The sequence below is a fragment of the Microcoleus sp. AS-A8 genome, assembly GCA_039962225.1.
Classification (GTDB): domain Bacteria; phylum Cyanobacteriota; class Cyanobacteriia; order Cyanobacteriales; family Coleofasciculaceae; genus Allocoleopsis.
In genome coordinates, this window is record JAMPKV010000019.1 from 21,139 (window position 1) to 39,835 (window position 18,697).

Here is an 18,697-nt window from a genome sequence, read left to right on the forward strand (position 1 = left end):
TTTGTTGGCGCGACGCATGGGGAAAGTTATCGATCTGTTTTACTGAAAATTAATCCAATTTTCAGAAATTATCTCCTTTCTCTCCCCTTGTTACCAACTTGAATCTGAAAGTGCTTTTCGTCTCGTGCATTCTGGAAACGTTGACTATCCTTTTGCATCAGTCACTGCACGAACAGCATTTTTTCATCGATTACTCCATCACCCAATTACTTGGCTCACCCGGGTAGAATTTATCCTCCAAAATCTGCTCCAATGTATAGGGGCAATCATCAGGAAACGTGCGATCGGGTAGATCGGTTTCTCCCGCAGCCAAGGCAACCGCTTTACGATACGCTTTCTGGAGTCCTTCTAGAAGATAAGGCTGGAGGCTGGGATTTTCTTCCAATAACTCCAAGGTATCCATGCGCTGAACGCGAATAGTATTCAGCCAACTGCGGCTGCGTTTAGTCGGTTGGTATTCCCACTTGAGCAGATGTCCCATCAAAATGCTGAGGCGATTTCGCAGTTCTGCCCGTTGCTGTTTGCCCAACGATTCAATTTCCTCAATCAGATTTGGCAGGTCAAGTTTACTCCAGTGATGATTCCGCAGGAGTTCAGCCTGTCCCTGTGTCCAGGCATAGAAGTCAGTTTCATAGAGCGTGCTGACCGTTGATTCCGACTGAGATAAGTTTGGGTCGAACTGAACCATAGGCACTATCAATCAGTGACTCACATTCTAGAGCCTATCTGCTTTCCTTGAAGTAGAAACGAAAAACTCAACCCATCTCTTCATTTGCTTCAAGATGCCGCTCAAAGCTATAGATTTTTTGAGTGGTCAAATTATCACAAATAGCAGAAGGTGGCTGGGTGAGTGAGAATGTCTGTCGGTCTAGCTGAACTTGCAAGCCAATCATCGGATCGACACCCGAAGATACCAAAAATTCCAGTCGTTCCACTTGATGCCATCCACTTAACTCATCCAGAATTTTTGCGATCGCTTGTATGTAGGGATGATTGGAGTCTTTGTACCAATCGGGTGCCGCGAGGCTGGATTGATCAAAGCCGATGTTGACAATTAAGGAGGGTGTGCCGAATAAGGCGATCGCAACGGGTCGTGCCTCCTCCTGTAATAATAAGTCCTGGCTATGCACCAAATACCGTAGTTTCTCTAAGCGTTCGTAGCGCTTTTTCACCGATTGGGGGGCATCCTGCCATTGAACGGCAACCGTAACCAAATAGGTCTGCAACAGCATATGACCCAGTTTTTGAGCCTTGGTTGCCAGATAGGTGGAGTTATAGTCGTTCGCTTCAATCAGCAGTGGCACCCGGTCTACCACCTCAATCCCATAACCTCTCAATCCAGCAATCTTACGGGGATTGTTGGTAATCAAGCGAATTTTTTTCACCCCTAGGTCATTAAGCATTTGTGCGCCCATGCCATAATCCCTTAGGTCGGCGGGGAATCCTAGGCGTTCGTTGGCTTCAACCGTATCCAGCCCCAAGTCTTGTAAGGAATATGCCTTTAATTTATTAACCAGGCCAATCCCTCGCCCTTCTTGGCGCAAATACACGACCACACCCTGTCCGGAGTTCTCAATCATTTTCAGCGCGGCTTCTAGCTGCATCCGGCAGTCACAGCGTAATGAACCCAATCCATCACCGGTTAAGCATTCCGAGTGCATCCGTACCATGACCGGATTATCTTGAAACTCGGCCGGGTTGCCTTTAACAATTGCCACATGTTCGGAACTGTCTAGGGTATTGCGGTAGGCATAAATCTGGAAATTGCCAAAAATACTGGGTAATCTCGCGATCGTCTCTCGATGGACGAAGCGATCGTACTTGAGGCGGTAGCTGATTAAATCCGCAATGCTGATAATTTTGAGTTGGTGCTGTGCCGCGTAATCAATCAACTCCCGTAGGCGTGCCATTGAGCCATTGGGATTTTGGATTTCACAAATCACACCCGCTGGGTATAAACCCGCCAGCCGGGGGAGATCGACTGCTGCTTCCGTATGACCAGCCCGTTTAAGCACTCCTCCCTCCCTAGCACGGATGGGAAAAATGTGCCCCGGACGGCGCAAATCCTCGGCGTTCGTCGAGGGGTTGATGGCGACTTGGATGGTGCGTGCTCGGTCTTCAGCCGAGATACCGGTGGTGACGCCCAGATGGGGGGAGGCGTCGATGCTGACCGTGAAGGCGGTCTGGTTGCTGTCAGTGTTTTTGCTGACCATTAACGGCAAATCCAAGGCATCGAGGCGATCGCCCGTTAAGGCCAGACAAATTAACCCTCGTGCTTCTACCGCCATGAAATTAATCATGTCAGGCGTTGCAAATTGGGCGGCGCAAATTAAGTCGCCTTCGTTTTCCCGGTTTTCGTCATCCACTACGACCACAGCGCGGCCGGCCTTGAGGTCTGCCAGGGCATCGTCAATCGAGTCAAATTTAAATAAATCGGTTTCAGGCGATTCCACGTCCAGTTTGTGAGCGATAACCCGTAAAGTTTTCTAAAGATTGTTTCTACTTAATTGTATCCCGTTTGTTTTAGGACGGGAGTTGTGGAGGTTGTTAGAAAAATTCTTATAAATACGCCCTAATTTCTACCACCAAAGTTCACTTTTGATACTAAAATGCAGCAAATGTTAATCCATTTTTCATTTCAGCTCTCTTAGGAAAGAAATATCATGGGTGATTTAGGACGCCTGCCCGTAGGCATTATTGGGGCTTCAGGCTATGGCGGCGTGCAACTTGTACGGCTCTTGATGGATCACCCAGGAGTCGAGGTGGTTTATTTGGGGGGAGATAGCAGCGCGGGCAAGTCCTATTCTGAACTCTACCCTCATTTAGGCCATTGCGTTGACCTGACGATCGAAGCAATTGATTTAGATCTAGTGGCATCGCGCTGTCAAGCTGTTTTTCTATCATTGCCCAATGGCTTGGCTCATCAGATGGCACCCACGCTGTTGGCCAAGGGATGCAAAGTTCTAGACCTATCGGCAGACTATCGCTTTAGGAACCTAGAAACTTACAAAATTTGGTACGGTGGGGAGCGGCAAGACCAGGAAACCGCAGCTTTAGCTGTTTATGGTTTACCCGAATTATATCGCGATCGCATTGCCGACGCTCAGCTCGTTGGATGTCCAGGTTGCTATGTGACAACAAGTTTATTAGCCTTAGCCCCTTTATTAAAACAAGGCTTAATTGTGCCTGAAACAGCCATTATCGATGCCAAATCGGGGACATCGGGGGCTGGACGCACAGCCAAAACCAATCTCTTACTCTCCGAAGCCGATAACTCCCTAGCCCCCTACGGGGTAGCGCGTCATCGCCATATCCCAGAAATCGAGCAAATATGCAGCGATTTAGCAGGTCATGAGGTCATGGTACAGTTTACGCCCCACCTGATTCCGATGGTGCGGGGACTCCTGGCAACCGTTTATGCGACCCTACGCGATCCTGGATTGGTGCGAGAAGATTTGATCACCATTTATACGGCCTTCTACCGCGCATCTCCATTTATCCGAATCTTGCCGGCGGGCACTTACCCCCAAACCAAATGGGCTTGTGGCACTAATCTGTGTTATGTCGGTGTGGAAGTCGATCCTCGGACTGACCGAGCAATCATTATGTCCGTAACGGATAACTTGATTAAAGGTCAAGCCGGACAAGCGATACAGTGTCTAAATCTGATGATGGGTTGGGAAGAAACTCTTGGCTTGCCTCAACTTGGTTTTTATCCTTGAGCTTCTCCCCCAGCTTCCCCATCTTCTACCCTGCAACTTGAATGCCGATTAGCTTATTACCACCCTCGCCATCGTTGGCGTCACTGGATGAGTGGGAGTGGCATTCCTTTGCTCAAAGCCTCTATGGTTTCTCGGTAAAGAGGGGGCAGGCGCTCAAACACCAGCCGCCCATTCGGCGGCTTTAAAACTTCAGGGGTTAGGTACCATCTATTCCTCGGATTGATCCGATTCAATGGCTACTCGAAGACGTGGTGACCTCAACACGGGGAGTGGGTTTCTTCGTCTCCTTAGGCTTACCACGACCCTTCAAGCGATCGCTCATCAGATTAATCACGATATACAGGACTGGCACGATAAACAAACTTAAGAGCGTGGAAACAATCATCCCTCCCGTAAGCGCCGTACCCAGAGAGCGTCGCGATGCTGCTCCTGCTCCTTCAGGATTGACCAAGGGGGTAATACCCAGAACAAAAGCCAAGGAAGTCATTAAAATGGGTCGCAAACGCTCTTGAGAGGCTTCAACCGCCGCCTTGGTAATGGTCATACCCCTTTCTCGCAGTTGGTTAGCAAATTCCACAATCAGAATCGCGTTCTTACTCGCTAAACCAATCAGCATCACCAGACCGATTTGACAGTAGACATCATTAGCTAAACCCCGCAGCGACTGAGCTGAAAGGGCACCGAAGATTGCCAAAGGGACTGACAGAAGAATAATTAAGGGGTCAATGTAGCTCTCATACTGAGCTGCCAGCACCAAGAACACAAACACAATTCCCAGACCAAAAATGATCGGTGCTTGACCGCCAGCGGCTAGCTCTTCTGCTGAAGTACCTGACCATTCGTAGCCTAAACCAGCAGGCAAAACTTTCTTAGCTACGTCCTCCATTGCTTTGATTGCCTGCCCGGAGCTAAAGCCAGGAGCGGCTGAACCCGTAATTTCAATGGCGCGGAATAAGTTGTAGTGATTAATCGTTTGTGCCCCTGTGGTTGGTGTGATCTTCACCAGATTGCTCAGGGGAATCATCTGATCTTGTTGAGAACGAACGTAAAGTTGACCAATATCGCTAGGATTGGAGCGAAACTGCTTATCTGCCTGAACGTACACCCGATAAGTTCGTTGTTGCAAATTGAAGTCGTTCACATATTGCGAACCTAACAACGTCTGCAACGTACTGAAGATATCGTCTATAGAGACGCCGAGCGCCTTAGCTTTGTCACGGTCTACTTCGATGAGTAACTGAGGTGTGTTTGCGGCAAAAGTACTAAACACACGTTGCAAGCCGATACCCGGTTGATTGGCTTGCCCAATCATCCCACCCATAGCTTCAAGTAGAGGAGCTAAACTTTCGTTGCCCTTTCGGTCTTGCAGCTCAAATTGGAAACCACCAAAACTGCCTAAACCCTGAATCGCAGGAGGATTAACGGGCAATATTCTTGCTTCTGGCATTCCGCCTAAAGCTCCCGCCAGCTTACCAATAATCGCCTTTACTGACTGTTCTTCGCTGTGACGCTCCTCCCAAGGCTTGAGGGTTGTAAAAATCAAACCCTGGTTGGCACTATTTCCACTAAAACTAAAGCCGCCCACTACAAAAGTTCCTACCACTTCCGGAACTTTCAGGATTTCTTGTTCCACCCTGTTCATGACATCGGCGGTATAGTTGAGCGAAACTCCTTCTGGCCCTTGCACAATTGTGATGAAATAGCCTTGGTCTTCTTCAGGGAGAAATGCCTGGGGAACGCTCAAATAAAGCCAGCCTGTCAGCCCTAAGGACAGAATAAACAGCCCAACCACGATTCCTTTCATGCGTGACAGGGTGTTTAGCGATCGCTTATACCCGTTGCGCGTCCAGTCAATGGCTCCATTAATCCGATCGAAAATCCAGCCAACCCAGCCGCTTGGTTTTTGATCCTGACGCAGCAGAAGGGCACAGAGGGCAGGTGTGAGGGTAACGGCATTAAAGGTAGAAAGCGCAACTGAGAAAGCGATTGTCAGCGCAAATTGTTGATATAGCTTTCCGGTAGTTCCTGGGAAGAAGGCGACTGGGATAAACACAGCCATGAGTACGAGTGAAGTCGCAATCACTGCCCCCAACAGTTCTTCCATACTCTCAGAGGCCGCTTGACGGGGATTCATGCCCTTATCTTGAATCAAGCGAGCGATATTCTCGACCACGATGATCGCGTCATCGACCACCAACCCAGTTGCTAAAGTCAGACCAAACAGGGACAAGCTGTTGATTGAAAACCCGAAAACCTTGATAAAGGCAAAAGTACCAATCAAGGAAATCGGGATAGTGATCGCTGGAATCAGGGTGGTTCGCCAGTCCTGCAAGAAAATGAAAATCACCAAGATAACCAGCACAACCGCTTCAAACAGCGTCTTGACCACTTCGTTAAGGGACTGTTGCACATACAGCGTAGTGTCCAGCGCTACCTGATATTTCAGTCCAGGCGGAAAAGTCGGAGCAAGTCGCTTCATTTCGGCTTTGACTTCCCTGGCAACATCCAAGGCATTGCTACCGGGAAGTTGATAAACCCCCAAACCGACCGCATCGTTACCCCTAAATCGCAGGAACGAGCTATAGTTTTCTGCCCCAAGTTCAGCTCGACCTACATCTTTCAGCTTGACGAGACCGCCATTAGTATCTGTTTTAAGGACAATGTCCTCAAATTCCGAGGCGTCAGCGAGTCGGCTGATGGCACGCAGGTCAATTTGATACATTTGCCCGTCTGGGGCTGGCTGCTGACCGATTCCCCCAGCGCCTACCTGTAAGTTCTGTTCTCTGAGAGCATTAACTACATCCTTAGACGCGAGTCCTCGACTGGCGAGTCGATTGGGGTCGAGCCACAGGCGCATCGAATATTTACGCTCACCAAAAATACGCACATCACCCACACCCTTCAATCGTTTCAGGGCATCTGTCAGGTAGAGGTCAGCGTAGTTGCTTAAAAATACGTTGTCGTATTCCTTATTTTGTGCATACAGACCGATTGCTAAGAGCAGGCTGGTTGACTGCTTTGTAACCCTGACTCCTGTTTGCTGCACCGCTTGTGGTAGCTGCGGTTGGGCGACGGAGACGCGGTTTTGCACATCGACAGCAGCGATATCTTTGTTCCGCGACGCATCAAATGTGACTGTAATTGTACTGGTGCCATCATTACTGCTACTCGAAGTCATGTACTTCATGCCCTCGACCCCGTTGATTTGCCTTTCTAAAAGGGTCGTAACCGCGTTTTCCACGGTTTCAGCATTGGCTCCACCATAGTTAGCAGAAACGTTAATTTGCGTCGGGCTAATATCCGGGTACTGGGCGACTGCTAGTGTGGGAATACTGATAGCTCCCACGAGAAGGATAAGCAAGGAGCAGACTGTCGCGAAGACAGGTCGCTTGATAAAGAAGTCAGCAAACATAGGTTTTTTAGGGCGTCGGGCGTCGGAGTTAGGGCGTCGGGCGTCGAGGGTAAGACTTATCTAATGTCTAGTCCCCAGTCTCTAGTCCGTAGTGCTACGACTGAGGGATAATGGGAGCGCCATCCGACAGATTTTGGGTGCCTGAAACGATAATTTTTTCTCCAGGCTGCAATCCTTCGATAACTGGGTAATTATTCCCCTGCATTTTGGCTCTGTCCAACTTCACGGGCTTTTGGCGAGCGATGAGTTTAGATTGCCCCTGCGTTTGAGCAACATAGACAAAATCTTTTCCTGCCAAGGGAACCACGGCTGTCGTTGGAATTAAAATTCTAGGACGGGTATTCCAGATCACTTTGGCTGTGACAGATTCTCCATCGCGCAGTTGTCCTTGTGAGTTGTCAAAGCTAGCCTTTGCCAGGATGAGTTGAGAATTGCTACTGACTTGAGGAGAAATGAAACTGATTCTACCTGTACCGATTACATTCCCTTTGCCATCTGTTCCCTCTACTCTCTGATCCAAGCGCAAGTCGGGTCCCCGCACGATGGGGATAGACAACTCTACGTCTAAGGTTTGGTTTTGGGTGACAGTGGTGAGCGTATCCCCTTTGCTCAGAAAGTCTCCTATCTTGACTGGGATATTTCCGACAATGCCACTGATGGGGGCGACAATCTTCGTATCTTGCAGCTTGACTTCCGTTGAGCGGACTTGAGCGGCTGCCTCAGAAACTTGCGATCGCGCCTGAGCAATCTCTTCTTTGCGGGGGCCATTCTTCAGTTGTTGTAAGGATTGCCGCTCTTGTTCAGCGGCTGCTGTTAGTTGATCAATATCAGAACTCCTACCCTTTCGCAGTGCCTCTAGCCGTCGTTCGGCTTCTTGCTGCTGGGCTGTGGCACTGCGCTCCTCTTTGATGTAGCCTTCTAACACATCTTGAGAAATAGCGCCTTGTTGTCTTAAGGTCTGATATCGACTCACCCGTGATTTTGCCAGATCAGCCCCGGCTTTCGCGGCTTCCACTTGAGCTTGAGCCTGAGCAATTTCCTCAGGACTCGCCCCAGCTTTGGCGTTGGCGAGGCGAGCTTCGGCTTGATTTAACCGGGCTTCGGCAAGCGCAATTTCTTCGGGACGACTACCAGCTTCTAGTTCAGCAAGACGAGCTTGAGCGCGATCAAGATTTGCTTTGGCTTGCATCCTAGCCGCATCGGCGTCATCACTGCTTAAGCGAATGAGTACTTGCCCTTGCTGCACCTTTTCGCCATCCCGAACCAAAATTTCACTGATTCGCCCCTCCGTCTCAGGCTTGATGTCCACGCCACGAGGCGCTTTTAGGCGACTGGGAAATTCATCAGTTTCTGGGACGCTTACTGTCTCTACCGTTGCTAGCTTAACGGGAATTCCTTGAGGTTGACCCGCTCCTGCTGCTGGAGCCTCTGGTGCCTTCTTGGCATGGCTCGTTTGCCACCAATGCCAACCCAAACCGCCTCCCAAAAGTAGAACGATAGCCCCCACGACCATTGGCCAACGCTTTTTTGAACGTGGGTGAACCCGCTCCTTCCACAAAGACTCGTCTTCATCAGCCTCATTAGCGTCAGTCATCACAGTCTGTTCAATCTGTGCTGGAACTGAATACTTACGGGATTCAGGTTCACTCATCTTCGTTTTCTCTCCTTATGACTCATTCGGCCGATGCGGCCTTAAGTATTGGGTTTCACCAGTTGCCGTTTCACTGAGATTCCTTGAGGTGTCCCAGGGGTTGGAGATGGTCTACCACGACTTGATGCCATTGGGAGTCAGCCGAGTAGATGCATTTTCCATGAGTGACTGGCCAGAAAGCGGTACACTGACTGGAGTCATTGACATGGCTGGACTGGTATGATATATAGCGACTTTTTAGAGATTCTCAGAAGGGCGATGTAAACTAGACACGCATATTTCTGCTTAGTATATCAGTCTGGTATAGATAAGAGAGAAAATATATTAAAGAAATGCTCGAACTCGCAACGTTAGGTCTTCTCCAGAGCGAACCCTTGCACGGATACCGATTAAAGCAGCAGCTAGAACTCTTTATGAGCAGTAGCATTAGCGTAAATTATGGAGCGATTTATCCCTTACTCAAGCGTCTAGAGGAACGAGGGGAAATTACGACCTTGGCGATTGACCAAACAGACGCAGGCCCCAATCGGAAAACTTACTGTATCACGGCTTCTGGGCGTCAGCGCTGGCATGAAAAAATGATGGAACATCCCCATGAAAGCTGGGTCAATAGCCGCTCTCGCTTTTTCATCAAGTTTTTCTTCTTCGGCAACCTGGAACGGGTAGAACGGATTAAGCTACTAGAGCATCGTTTGCACGTTTGTCAGTTGCGTCTAGAAAGTCTTGAGCTTGAGCAGCTATCAGTCACCGACCCCTACCAAAAAAGTCTTTTGTACCATTGCTTCGGCGTACATCGAGCGGAGATTGAATGGCTGCGTGAACAACTCACTCAAGAGCAAAAACAATTCGCCCAGAGTCAGCCTTAGGTAAAAATTTAGACAATTTTCTTTTACAGTTCATCAATAGTGAACCAAAAAATTAAATAATTTAGCAGTATCGTGGCGTGTCTACTGATTGTGAGACAATCTCGCAATTCCTTTACTCAAAGTCAGCCCATCTCTTCGTTTGCCTAACCTTCAGACAAGCGATTATTGTGCGAAGGACTGGTAAATTGCTCAAGAAAAGCAGTTTGTTGAAGACTAAAGGTCAGATTTCAAAACATATGCCAACTTTTCCTCATTTCGTGGCTGTCGGTTTAGGAGCTGCAATCGCTCTAAGCGTAGTAGAGCCTGGTGCTTCCCAAGAGTTACTATTACTCCAAGGTCTAGGCCGTAAACTAGCTGAGAAGGGAGACTCAGAGCCGGCAGCAGCCTTGGCACACGAGCATCTTCTCACCTCTGTTTTGGCAGGGAAAGAAGACGCAGGCAAGGAAGAGGACGCAAAGGAGTCCAACGCTTTACCTGGAGTACCCCCTTCTACGACTTCTGTCACCTTGGCATTGCAGGCTGAGACACCGAAACGGGTTGTTAATCCTGTGCGTAAGGTGAATAGGGGGAAACCCACAGACAGAGAGAGCCAGAACTCTAATCAGAACAGGCGTGGTGAAACAGGTTCCTTCCAGCCTGTTCGTGGGCTAGACGCCGCGATGCTAACGCTAACGCCTGAGCCACCGGCTGGGAGCGGGAGGGTGGGTAATGCACAGAGCCGTCCTAGAGAAATTTCCGTGTCCGAGCGTTCTGTGTCACAGCAGCCAGCCCCAGAGCAGAGATCTGAGGGAGGGGCTTTGGCTCAGTCGCCTCGTTCCAATCAGAGCACCCCAGCGCCAGAGTCTCTCAACCCCAGCCCCGACCCCTTACTGTTTCCCACTCAAAGCCAGGAAGTTCAGATTACAAACGCCCAGCCTATTACCTTACAACAGGCACTGGAACTGGCGCAGCGGAATAATCGGACTCTTGAGGCTGCCAAGCTAACCTTAGAACGGAATCAGTCTGCTTTACAAGAAGCTCTCGCGGCTGAGTTTCCGACATTGGGAGTCACTGCAACGTTCTCTCGTGACGAGTCTGCGGGGCAGAGACTGCGGAATTCGGCATCAGCCGACAATCCCTTGTTCACTCCTAGTCGTATAATCAGCCAAACTTTCAATGGAGCGCTGCAAGCCAATTATGACTTGTTCACCGCTGGGCTTCGTCCGGCACAAATTCGGCAAGCCGAGCAACAGGTACGATTGCAACAGCTAGAGGTGGAGCGCATTGCCGAACAATTGCGACTGGATGTCACCAATTCCTACTATGCGGTGCAAGAAGCCGACGCTCAAGTAGACATTTTCCAAGACGCCGTGCGGGCTGCCTCCCAGAGTTTACGAGATGCTCAGTTGTTGGAACAAGCTGGGTTGGGGACTCAATTTGATGTATTGCAGGCCGAGGTGGATTTGGCAAGTTCCCAACAAGATTTGACTCGTGCCCTGAGTCAGCAACGAGTCAGCCGACGCCAAATTGCTCAGTTGTTAAGTGTGCCACAGACGGCTGATTTGGCCGCCGCCGACCCGATTGCAGTGGCTGGACAATGGCCTTTATCTCTGGAGCAGAGTATTGTTTTGGCTTATAAAAACAGAGCCGAGTTGGAACAGCAGCTCGTTCAACGTGATATCGGTGAGCAGCAACGGCGCATTGCTCTGGCTTCCATCAGACCTCAAGCCGGTTTGTCGGCTAGTTACAATGTGCTGGGGATTTTGAGCGATGACCAAGGTCCGGCAGGCGGCCTCTCTCTGGGGGCAACGCTACGGTGGAATTTTTTCGATGGTGGTGCGGCTCGCTCCAGAGCGGAACAGGCTGGAAGGAATATTGCGATCGCGGAAACTCGTTTTGCTGACCAGCGTAACCAAGTACGCCTTGAGGTAGAACAAGCCTTTTTCAACTTGAATGCTAACGCCCAAAATATTGAAACGGCGACGATTGCCCTGCAACGAGCCGAAGAAAGCTTGCGGTTGGCACGGTTACGATTTCAGGCGGGGGTTGGCACCCAAACAGATGTCCTCAATCAGCAAACCGCTCTCACTCGTGCTCGATTCAATCAGCTCAGCGCCATTCTGGAGTATAATCGGGCGTTAGCCGCTCTGCAACGGGCAACCAGTAATCTGCCAAATAGCAATTTGTCTAACTTACCCTAGCCGTAAGTCCGACCACTCCCGCAGAAAAGCCTACAACTTTTCTGAAATCTCAGATTTTATTAATATTTCTTAATAAGATAGGGGTAAGGCGAGAGTCAGGAGGATTGATGGGTAATATCAAATTTGTCAAAGAAGGACAGGAAGTAATTGCGGCGGATGGAGCTAATTTAAGAGAGAAAGCAATACAGAACGGCATTGACCTCTACTCCTTCATGGGAAAGATGATGAATTGTGGGGGTTACGGTCAATGTGGCACTTGTATTGTTGAGGTGACCGAAGGTCTAGAGAATCTTTCCCCTCGAACTGACGTAGAAAAGCGCAAGCTTAAAAAAAAGCCTGACACTTATCGGTTAGCCTGTCAAGCCTTGGTCAATGGAGCGGTATGCGTGAAAACCAAACCCTCAAACTGAATCGATAACTTGCAGAAGAGGGTTGGTGATATCCTAAAGAAAGCGGGTTAAAACAATAGCAAATTAGAGGCACTGGTTCAATGCAAGTTAATGAATTAGGGTTTATCGCCAGCATTCTATTTGTGCTGGTTCCTACGGTTTTCCTGTTGGTTCTGTACATCCAAACAGCTAGCCGCGAAGGCAATAACAATTCATAGAATCTGTAGTCAACAAAATCCCCTGCCTCTGCTTTAAGTAAGGCGGGGGTTTTCTTTCTGCGGTCATGTTTTGGGCAAAAGTGCTATTTTGTCCTGAATAGGCTGAGAGACACGAAAGTCAGGAGCCAAGAGAAAAAGTCCTACCCCTTGAGTCCCGACTCGGCTGTAACAAAAGGCAACTAGGTTTTATTCACCCTTGAAGCCAGGAATACTGATTCTCAAAAAGACAAACTTAGAGTTCAACCAACAGTACGCGATAATAACACCGGACAGTTAGCATAAACTCGGACATAGTCAGATAACGAACCCCCTAGTAATCGATCTAAATCGGGTAAAGTTTTAGCAATAGAGGGACGGCGATCGGGAGAACCAAGAATTAACAAGTCAATATTCTTTTCATCGGCTAATCGGCAAATCTCTTCCCCTGCCTTACCACTCGTGTTAATACAACGGTAAGCTACACCCCGCCGTTTCGCCTCTGCTACTGCTGATGCTAGAACTGGGTCGTTTTCTGCTTGAGAAACGCTTTCACCGGCTTTACGCTTATCAGGGTTGATATGGACTAAAAATAGTTCACTACCGTTAATATTTTGTAAGAATGATAGAGCTAATTTCAAGCTTTGTTGGGCTGAATCGGATTTATCCATCGCCACCATGATGCGCCTAATTTGCTTGACGTAGGCGTCGTCTTTGACCAGCAACATGGGACGGGGAGACAATTGGAAAACGTATTGACTGACTGAGTTTTCCAATATCGCTTCTAAGCGCTTCAGCCCTCGCGAACCCATAATAATTAGGTCAGAGTCTTCTTCCTCGGCAACTTGAAGAACTACGTCTTTGGGTTCTCCCTGTTTGAGTCGGGCTGAAATTTGGCTAGCGTCTAATTTGATAGACTTGACAGCTTGGGCTAAAATCTTGCCTCCCTCCTCCAACTTAGCGGACATAGCATCGGCTGTGATTTGGGGAGGCACAACGTGCAGAACAGTAACGGCGACCTGTTGCAGAGCGGGGATTTCCAGCAACATGTTAAGCATCTCTTCACACAGTCCCCGACCGGCTACAGCAACTAAAACTTTTTGAATCATGGAAGTGCCTCTTCATCAAGTAATTGTTTCGTTATTAAATAAGGACTGACACAGTTAACCACAGGAGCGCAAGCTCCCATAGCTTCAGTCCCCCGTTGAAATTCGTGAGTCCTGTTAGGGTAAGTGGTGGTCAGCCTTCCAAGAATAAGGATACTTTTGATGTCGCTATCAAAATTTGACAATTTATTACATGAACTACTGTCGGTGCCTTACGAACAGCTTATCGATATGAGAGAAGTTTTTCCGGTATTTGATTGATAAGGATTGCTGATGTTCCCCGGTGCAGCTTGAGACTGGCTAAGATGAACAAACCTTTATGAATTCTTAAGTATATTTACTCATCTATCCTGAGACAGAAGCAAGTCAAATTATATTTGCCGACAATTCAAGCAAGTGCTTGTTGTCCTATCGTTGTCGCCAAGTCATTTGTATGGAAGATGTAAAAGAGCTTAGTTGGGTCTGCCAACACAGAAAACCGTCCGTGAGTCAGACGAGTATTCAACAATTGCCCCTAACTGGCAAAGCTCAAATTTAGTGGGTTCAGACAGTCCAAGGATATCTTGAAAAACAGCCTTTTCCACGATGGCACCCCCCAGAGAAGCTCCCTTCAAGCAGGCTCCCTTGAGGCTGGCACCACTTAGATTAGCTCCCCTCAAGTCGGCATCTTTGAGATTTGTTCCGTTGAGAATGGCATTTTTGAGATTAGCACAAGTGATTTTTCCTCGTGACAAATCAGCACCCGTTAAATCAGCGCCCTCCAGATTAGCCCCCCACAAGTCGGCATCTTGGAGATTAGCAAAAGCCAATTGTGTTTCTTCAAGCGTGGCACAGCACAAATTAGCAGCCTCCAGATGGCCATATGACAGTTGGATTCCAGCCAAATTAGAAAACATTAGCTTCACGCTTTTCAGGTTGGCACGATATAGATGAGTAGCCCTCAAATCGGCTTTACAAAAATTCTTTTCTCCAGCCGCATAACGCTCTAAAAGCTGGCAAGTAACTATAATGTTTTTATCCAAAATACACCCCTCACAAGCCGGCAACTCGTCCCGATCCAGCTCAGAACTCTCTGTTGTTATCTGTCAATTAATTTTTTCATTCATCTATCAGAAGGTTGAGATGAACTACTGCCAGTGCCTTACGGCTCAGGCAGTTTCTGTACTCACGAGGGAATGCCGCAACTTAGACTTACGCCCAAGCTTTGGTCTTACTTCCCCTCCTACAGCAGAGACGGCTGTTCCATCCGCCTTAAGCATTCTGATACCTTCTGCTCTAATATTCGTTGCTGCATTACCATCTCGGTCATGATGGGTGCCACAGTGAGGACAAGTCCACTCTCTAGCATCAAGTGGCAACTCATCAATCTGGTAATAGCAATTAGAGCAGAGCTTTGAACTGGGGAACCATCGGTCAATCTCTACCAGCTTTCCGCCTTTCAACTCTTGCTTATAGGCTAAAAAGTTGGTAAAAATACCCCATCCTGCATCAGATATTGCTTTCGCTAAGCTGTGATTACGAACCATGCCTTTAACATGAAGATTCTCTACTACGACAACTTGGTTTTCATTGACGAGCTTGCGCGTAAGCTTATGTAGAAAATCCTGCCTTGAATAGAAGACCCGTTCGTGTATCTTAGCTACGTTCTTTCTGTACTTGTTGCGTGAATTACTCCCTTTTTGCTTTCTAGATAACTTCTGCTGCTTACGCTTGAGGTTTTTCTCGTGTTTAGCTAAATGTCTGGGATTATCGTATTTGGATACCTTGCTGCCATCACTGACAATTGCAAAATGTGTTAATCCTAAATCTATGCCAACGACCCTGCCATCTGTAGAAGTCTTGGGTAATTCTCCCTCAACTTCCGTGAGGATAGAGGCAAAGTATTTTCCTGATGGAGCAAGACTTACGGTCACCGTCTTAATTTTCCCTTCAACTGGACGATGAATTTTGGCTTTTAGGTTTCCAATCTTTGGCAATTGGATGATATCGCCTTTTACCTTTACTCCTTGAGGGAATTGAATTGACTGCTTGCCGTGCTTTGACTTGAATCGGGGAAACATGGCTCTACCTTCAAAGAAGTTTCTGTAAGCCGTTGTTAGGTTGAGTGTCACCGCCTGTAAAACTTGGCTATAGCATTCACCTAACCACAGGGTTTCCTCCTCTTTCTTGAGCTGAGGTAAAAGTGCATTGAGTGCTGACTGGCTTAATCCCTTACCTGTTTCTTTGTAAGTTTCAATGGATTTATTCAGTGCAAAATTCCACCACCAACGTGCACAACCAAAAGATTTCGCTAATAGTACAACCTGTTGGCTTGTTGGATATAACGGAACCTTGACGACTTTATGCAGCACTTTCCCCAACCTCCTCTTACTATTATATAGCTTTTCACTAAGATGAGAGATGAGAAGAGACTTGGAAAACTCCGTGCCTGCGTTTTCCTCCGCCACCCGCACTGAGTTAAAGCCAATTTCCCACTAATACATAAGGTGCCCAGTAATAGGGGTGCTGCCAGTTGGGGTCTTGCAGGATGGATTGTTGGGCGCGACGGATGGCTTCCGCTTTGGTCACGGAGGGCTTGGCTAACTCCTGATAGAACTGTCTCATCAGTGCAGAGGTTGCGTCATCATTGACCGACCATAAGGTGGCCAGTGTGCTACGTGCTCCCGCTCGCACAGCGACGCCAGCAATTCCTAAAGCGGCTCTGTTGTCCCCTTTGGCCGTTTGGCAGGCACTCAAAACCAGCAATTCAATAGGAATCCCTCGCCGCTGGTCTGTTTTTTGCAAGAAGTTATTTAATTCATTCACATTAATCCGGTCGTCCCAAGTCAGAATAAACGTCTCCTCCGCCTGGGAACTGAACTGACCATGAGTGGCTAAATGTACCACAGGGAAAGGAATTGCCTCGATCGCGTTTTGAATCTTGGTCTTGGTGAACTCCTGATTAAACAGTTTTTCACCCGATACCTCAGACAAAATTTGATTGAGTTCCACTTCCACCGCCGGGAGGGCAGAAAATCCCTGACGAGCCTCCGAGAGTCCAGCCGTCAAAACTTTGAGCTGGCCCCGTGTCAAAGGTTGGGATTCCAGGAGTTCTAATCCTGGAGTCAGAGCAATGGCATATTTTTCCATCAAGTACTGCTTCCCGTCGTGGAGAGTCGCCATGGGAATATTCCGCAGGGAGCCATCTAGCACAAAAACTAGAGTTTTGAGTTGACTTTGCGCTAAATCGGTTTCAAGGGGTCGGATTAACCAGTCATACACCTGCTGAGATGGGGGTAAAAAAGTCCGACCCATCGGGGCTATTAGCTCTTGACGTAGCTTCCTGAGAGTACTTTCAATTTGCTCTTGAGGAAGAGGTGTCGCATAGTGGCGCAAGGGCTGCTGAGGGAGACTCAGGATAATTTCTAAACGATCTGGCAGAATGATTGGGTAAATTACGGCGGCTTTTTGGTCAATAGCGTCAATTTGAACGGGTTTTGTAGTCAAACAGGCGGCACGGAAGAAGTTATCCAGTTCAGCTAATTGTAAAGACTCAATCACCTTGCGAGCTTTCTCTAGGCGCTCTGGACTGGTCTTTTGGCTGTCCCCTTGCAGGAGTAACGAGACAAACTCACGATAGATGGGTTCCACTCCCTCTCGAAAGGAAAACTGCACTTCTGAGTTAATCGCGACGAGGTCATTCCGTAGCGATTGCAGTGTGTTGATGGCTTCCGAGTAAGCGGCGATCGCGCCTTCTTCATTGCCTTGTACTTTGAGCAAGCGTCCGAGTTGCCATTGCCAGCGATAAGAAATCTCTGGCGCATTGATCGATTGAGTGAGGATGAGGGCTTTTTGAGTGAGATTTTGTGCCTCTGACCACTGCTGAGTCTTCTCATAGAGTTCACCGAGACTGCCGAGGGCATAGGCTTGGGCTTGTTGGTCTCCTAACGTCGATGCCTGCTCAATTGCGATCGCTAACATTTGGGCAATCTCTCGGATTTTTGCGCTGTCAAGCGCAAGGGGTGAATCCGGAGTTTTCTCGTCTTGTTTGGGTCTTGTTTGTGCCAGCTTCAAAAGGCTGTGAGCTAGATTAATTCGGGCATACACACTAATGCGGCTCAGGGGTAAGTCCGTTAGTTGTGCTTGAATTTGACGCAATAGCGGTTGGGTGAGGGAGGCTATATCTTGTTTCAGACGCCCTTCTGCAATTAGACTTAATTGATTGACTAAAGATTGAATTTGTGTTAAATGAGAACCTTTAATTGCGGCAGCTTGTTGATAAAACTGGAGTGCGGTTTCAGCTTGCAACTGAGTCCGGGCGGTATTGCCTAAACTGAGGAGGGCGGCGGATCTATCTGGCGGTGAGGGTAATTTTTCGGCGATTTCCAAGCTTTGCTGTAGGACTTTTCGAGATTCATTGAGATCGCCAATTAAGCGTAGGGCGTTGCCCAGGTGACGCAGTCCTGCCACTTTGAGGATAGAGTCCGGTTGCGTTTGTAGGGTTTGATTGACCTGGGTGAGGGTAGAGAGTTCACGACGGTAAAGCCCCAAGACTCGAAGCACTTGCGCTTGGTTAAGTAAGCTGCGGATGACTCCCGCTTCATCACCCACTTGCCGATAGGTATCAGATGCCTGTTGTAAGGTGGTGAGCGCTTGTTGCGCTTGTCCTTGTGCCATTTGCAAACTGCCGTGGGTATTTAACGCTTGGGCAAGGATGCGACGTTTTTCTCGTGTATCGGGTTGTGACTGGAGCAGTTGCAAGGAAGCCGCGATCGCATTTTTCGCTTCAGGTAACTGCCCTAAAGCCTGATAGGCCAAGGCTAAATTACTCAAGACCATCGCTTGGTTGAGGGAGTCTCCCTGGGACTGGAAAGCTGGAACCGCTTGTTGCCAGACTTTGACGGCGGCGGCATATTGTCCGGCTTCGTAGTAGTCCCGACCTTCTTGCAGCCATTGGGGTGCTGCCGCGAGGTCAGATGAGGATGAGGAACTAATCCCTGAAATTGCCACTGGTGATGAAATCCCAGGAGCGAAATGAGCCAAAACAGGGTGGCTGATCAGGCACAGCAGTGTTGTCAGGCAGGCGAGTAACAGATGGGTGAACCAACCCAGACGTGTCCATCGTCCACACCCAAAACGAAACGGGTTTAATTGGGGTTGGTGACCCCTGAAACGTAAAGGCCGTGTTTTTGCCATAG

Annotated in this window: 13 protein-coding genes; 5 read left to right on the forward strand and 8 right to left on the reverse strand. The window is 48.5% G+C overall.

Annotated elements, in window-relative coordinates; all coding sequences use genetic code 11:
• Nucleotides 1-190: 190 nt before the first annotated feature.
• Entirely contained in the window at nucleotides 191-688 is a 498-nt protein-coding gene (locus NDI48_24105; GenBank protein ID MEP0834254.1) for a DUF29 domain-containing protein, read from the reverse strand.
• Between the two features lie 67 nt (nucleotides 689-755).
• A complete protein-coding gene (gene ribBA / locus NDI48_24110) occupies nucleotides 756-2,453 on the reverse strand; it encodes a bifunctional 3,4-dihydroxy-2-butanone-4-phosphate synthase/GTP cyclohydrolase II (GenBank protein ID MEP0834255.1) in 1,698 nt (565 codons plus the stop codon).
• 210 nt (nucleotides 2,454-2,663) lie between these two features.
• On the opposite strand from ribBA, the gene argC reads away from it, so the two are divergent.
• A complete protein-coding gene (gene argC, locus NDI48_24115) occupies nucleotides 2,664-3,722 on the forward strand; it encodes an N-acetyl-gamma-glutamyl-phosphate reductase (GenBank protein MEP0834256.1) in 1,059 nt (352 codons plus the stop codon).
• Between the two features lie 229 nt (nucleotides 3,723-3,951).
• On the opposite strand, the gene NDI48_24120 is transcribed toward argC, so the two are convergent.
• On the reverse strand, nucleotides 3,952-7,134 hold the full coding sequence (locus tag NDI48_24120) for an efflux RND transporter permease subunit (protein MEP0834257.1): 3,183 nt from the start codon (nucleotides 7,132-7,134) through the stop codon (nucleotides 3,952-3,954).
• 94 nt (nucleotides 7,135-7,228) lie between these two features.
• Nucleotides 7,229-8,785, reverse strand: a complete 1,557-nt coding sequence (locus NDI48_24125) for an efflux RND transporter periplasmic adaptor subunit (protein MEP0834258.1) — start codon at nucleotides 8,783-8,785, stop codon at nucleotides 7,229-7,231.
• A gap of 332 nt (nucleotides 8,786-9,117) precedes the next feature.
• Here NDI48_24125 and NDI48_24130 point away from each other — a divergent pair, with 332 nt between their 5' ends.
• The 4 genes from NDI48_24130 (at nucleotide 9,118) to psbM (ending at nucleotide 12,438) form a co-directional block, all read left to right on the forward strand.
• Complete coding sequence (locus tag NDI48_24130) at nucleotides 9,118-9,651, forward strand: PadR family transcriptional regulator (GenBank protein MEP0834259.1); 534 nt, start codon at nucleotides 9,118-9,120, stop codon at nucleotides 9,649-9,651.
• A gap of 236 nt (nucleotides 9,652-9,887) precedes the next feature.
• Entirely contained in the window at nucleotides 9,888-11,831 is a 1,944-nt protein-coding gene (locus NDI48_24135) for a TolC family protein (GenBank protein MEP0834260.1), read from the forward strand.
• A gap of 107 nt (nucleotides 11,832-11,938) precedes the next feature.
• A complete protein-coding gene (locus NDI48_24140) occupies nucleotides 11,939-12,241 on the forward strand; it encodes a (2Fe-2S)-binding protein (GenBank protein MEP0834261.1) in 303 nt (100 codons plus the stop codon).
• Between the two features lie 80 nt (nucleotides 12,242-12,321).
• The gene (gene psbM, locus NDI48_24145; protein MEP0834262.1) at nucleotides 12,322-12,438 is read left to right on the forward strand and encodes a photosystem II reaction center protein PsbM; all 117 of its coding nucleotides are present in this window, start codon (nucleotides 12,322-12,324) and stop codon (nucleotides 12,436-12,438) included.
• Between the two features lie 239 nt (nucleotides 12,439-12,677).
• On the opposite strand, the gene NDI48_24150 is transcribed toward psbM, so the two are convergent.
• The 4 genes from NDI48_24150 to NDI48_24165 all read right to left on the reverse strand — a co-directional run bounded on the left by NDI48_24150 (nucleotide 12,678) and on the right by NDI48_24165 (nucleotide 18,695).
• Complete coding sequence (locus tag NDI48_24150) at nucleotides 12,678-13,523, reverse strand: universal stress protein (protein MEP0834263.1); 846 nt, start codon at nucleotides 13,521-13,523, stop codon at nucleotides 12,678-12,680.
• 449 nt (nucleotides 13,524-13,972) lie between these two features.
• Nucleotides 13,973-14,542 (reverse strand): pentapeptide repeat-containing protein, encoded by a 570-nt coding sequence (locus NDI48_24155; GenBank protein ID MEP0834264.1) that lies wholly within the window; start codon nucleotides 14,540-14,542, stop codon nucleotides 13,973-13,975.
• 126 nt (nucleotides 14,543-14,668) lie between these two features.
• A complete protein-coding gene (locus tag NDI48_24160; protein ID MEP0834265.1) occupies nucleotides 14,669-15,871 on the reverse strand; it encodes a transposase in 1,203 nt (400 codons plus the stop codon).
• Between the two features lie 106 nt (nucleotides 15,872-15,977).
• Nucleotides 15,978-18,695, reverse strand: a complete 2,718-nt coding sequence (locus tag NDI48_24165) for a CHAT domain-containing protein (protein MEP0834266.1) — start codon at nucleotides 18,693-18,695, stop codon at nucleotides 15,978-15,980.
• Nucleotides 18,696-18,697 lie beyond the last annotated feature (2 nt).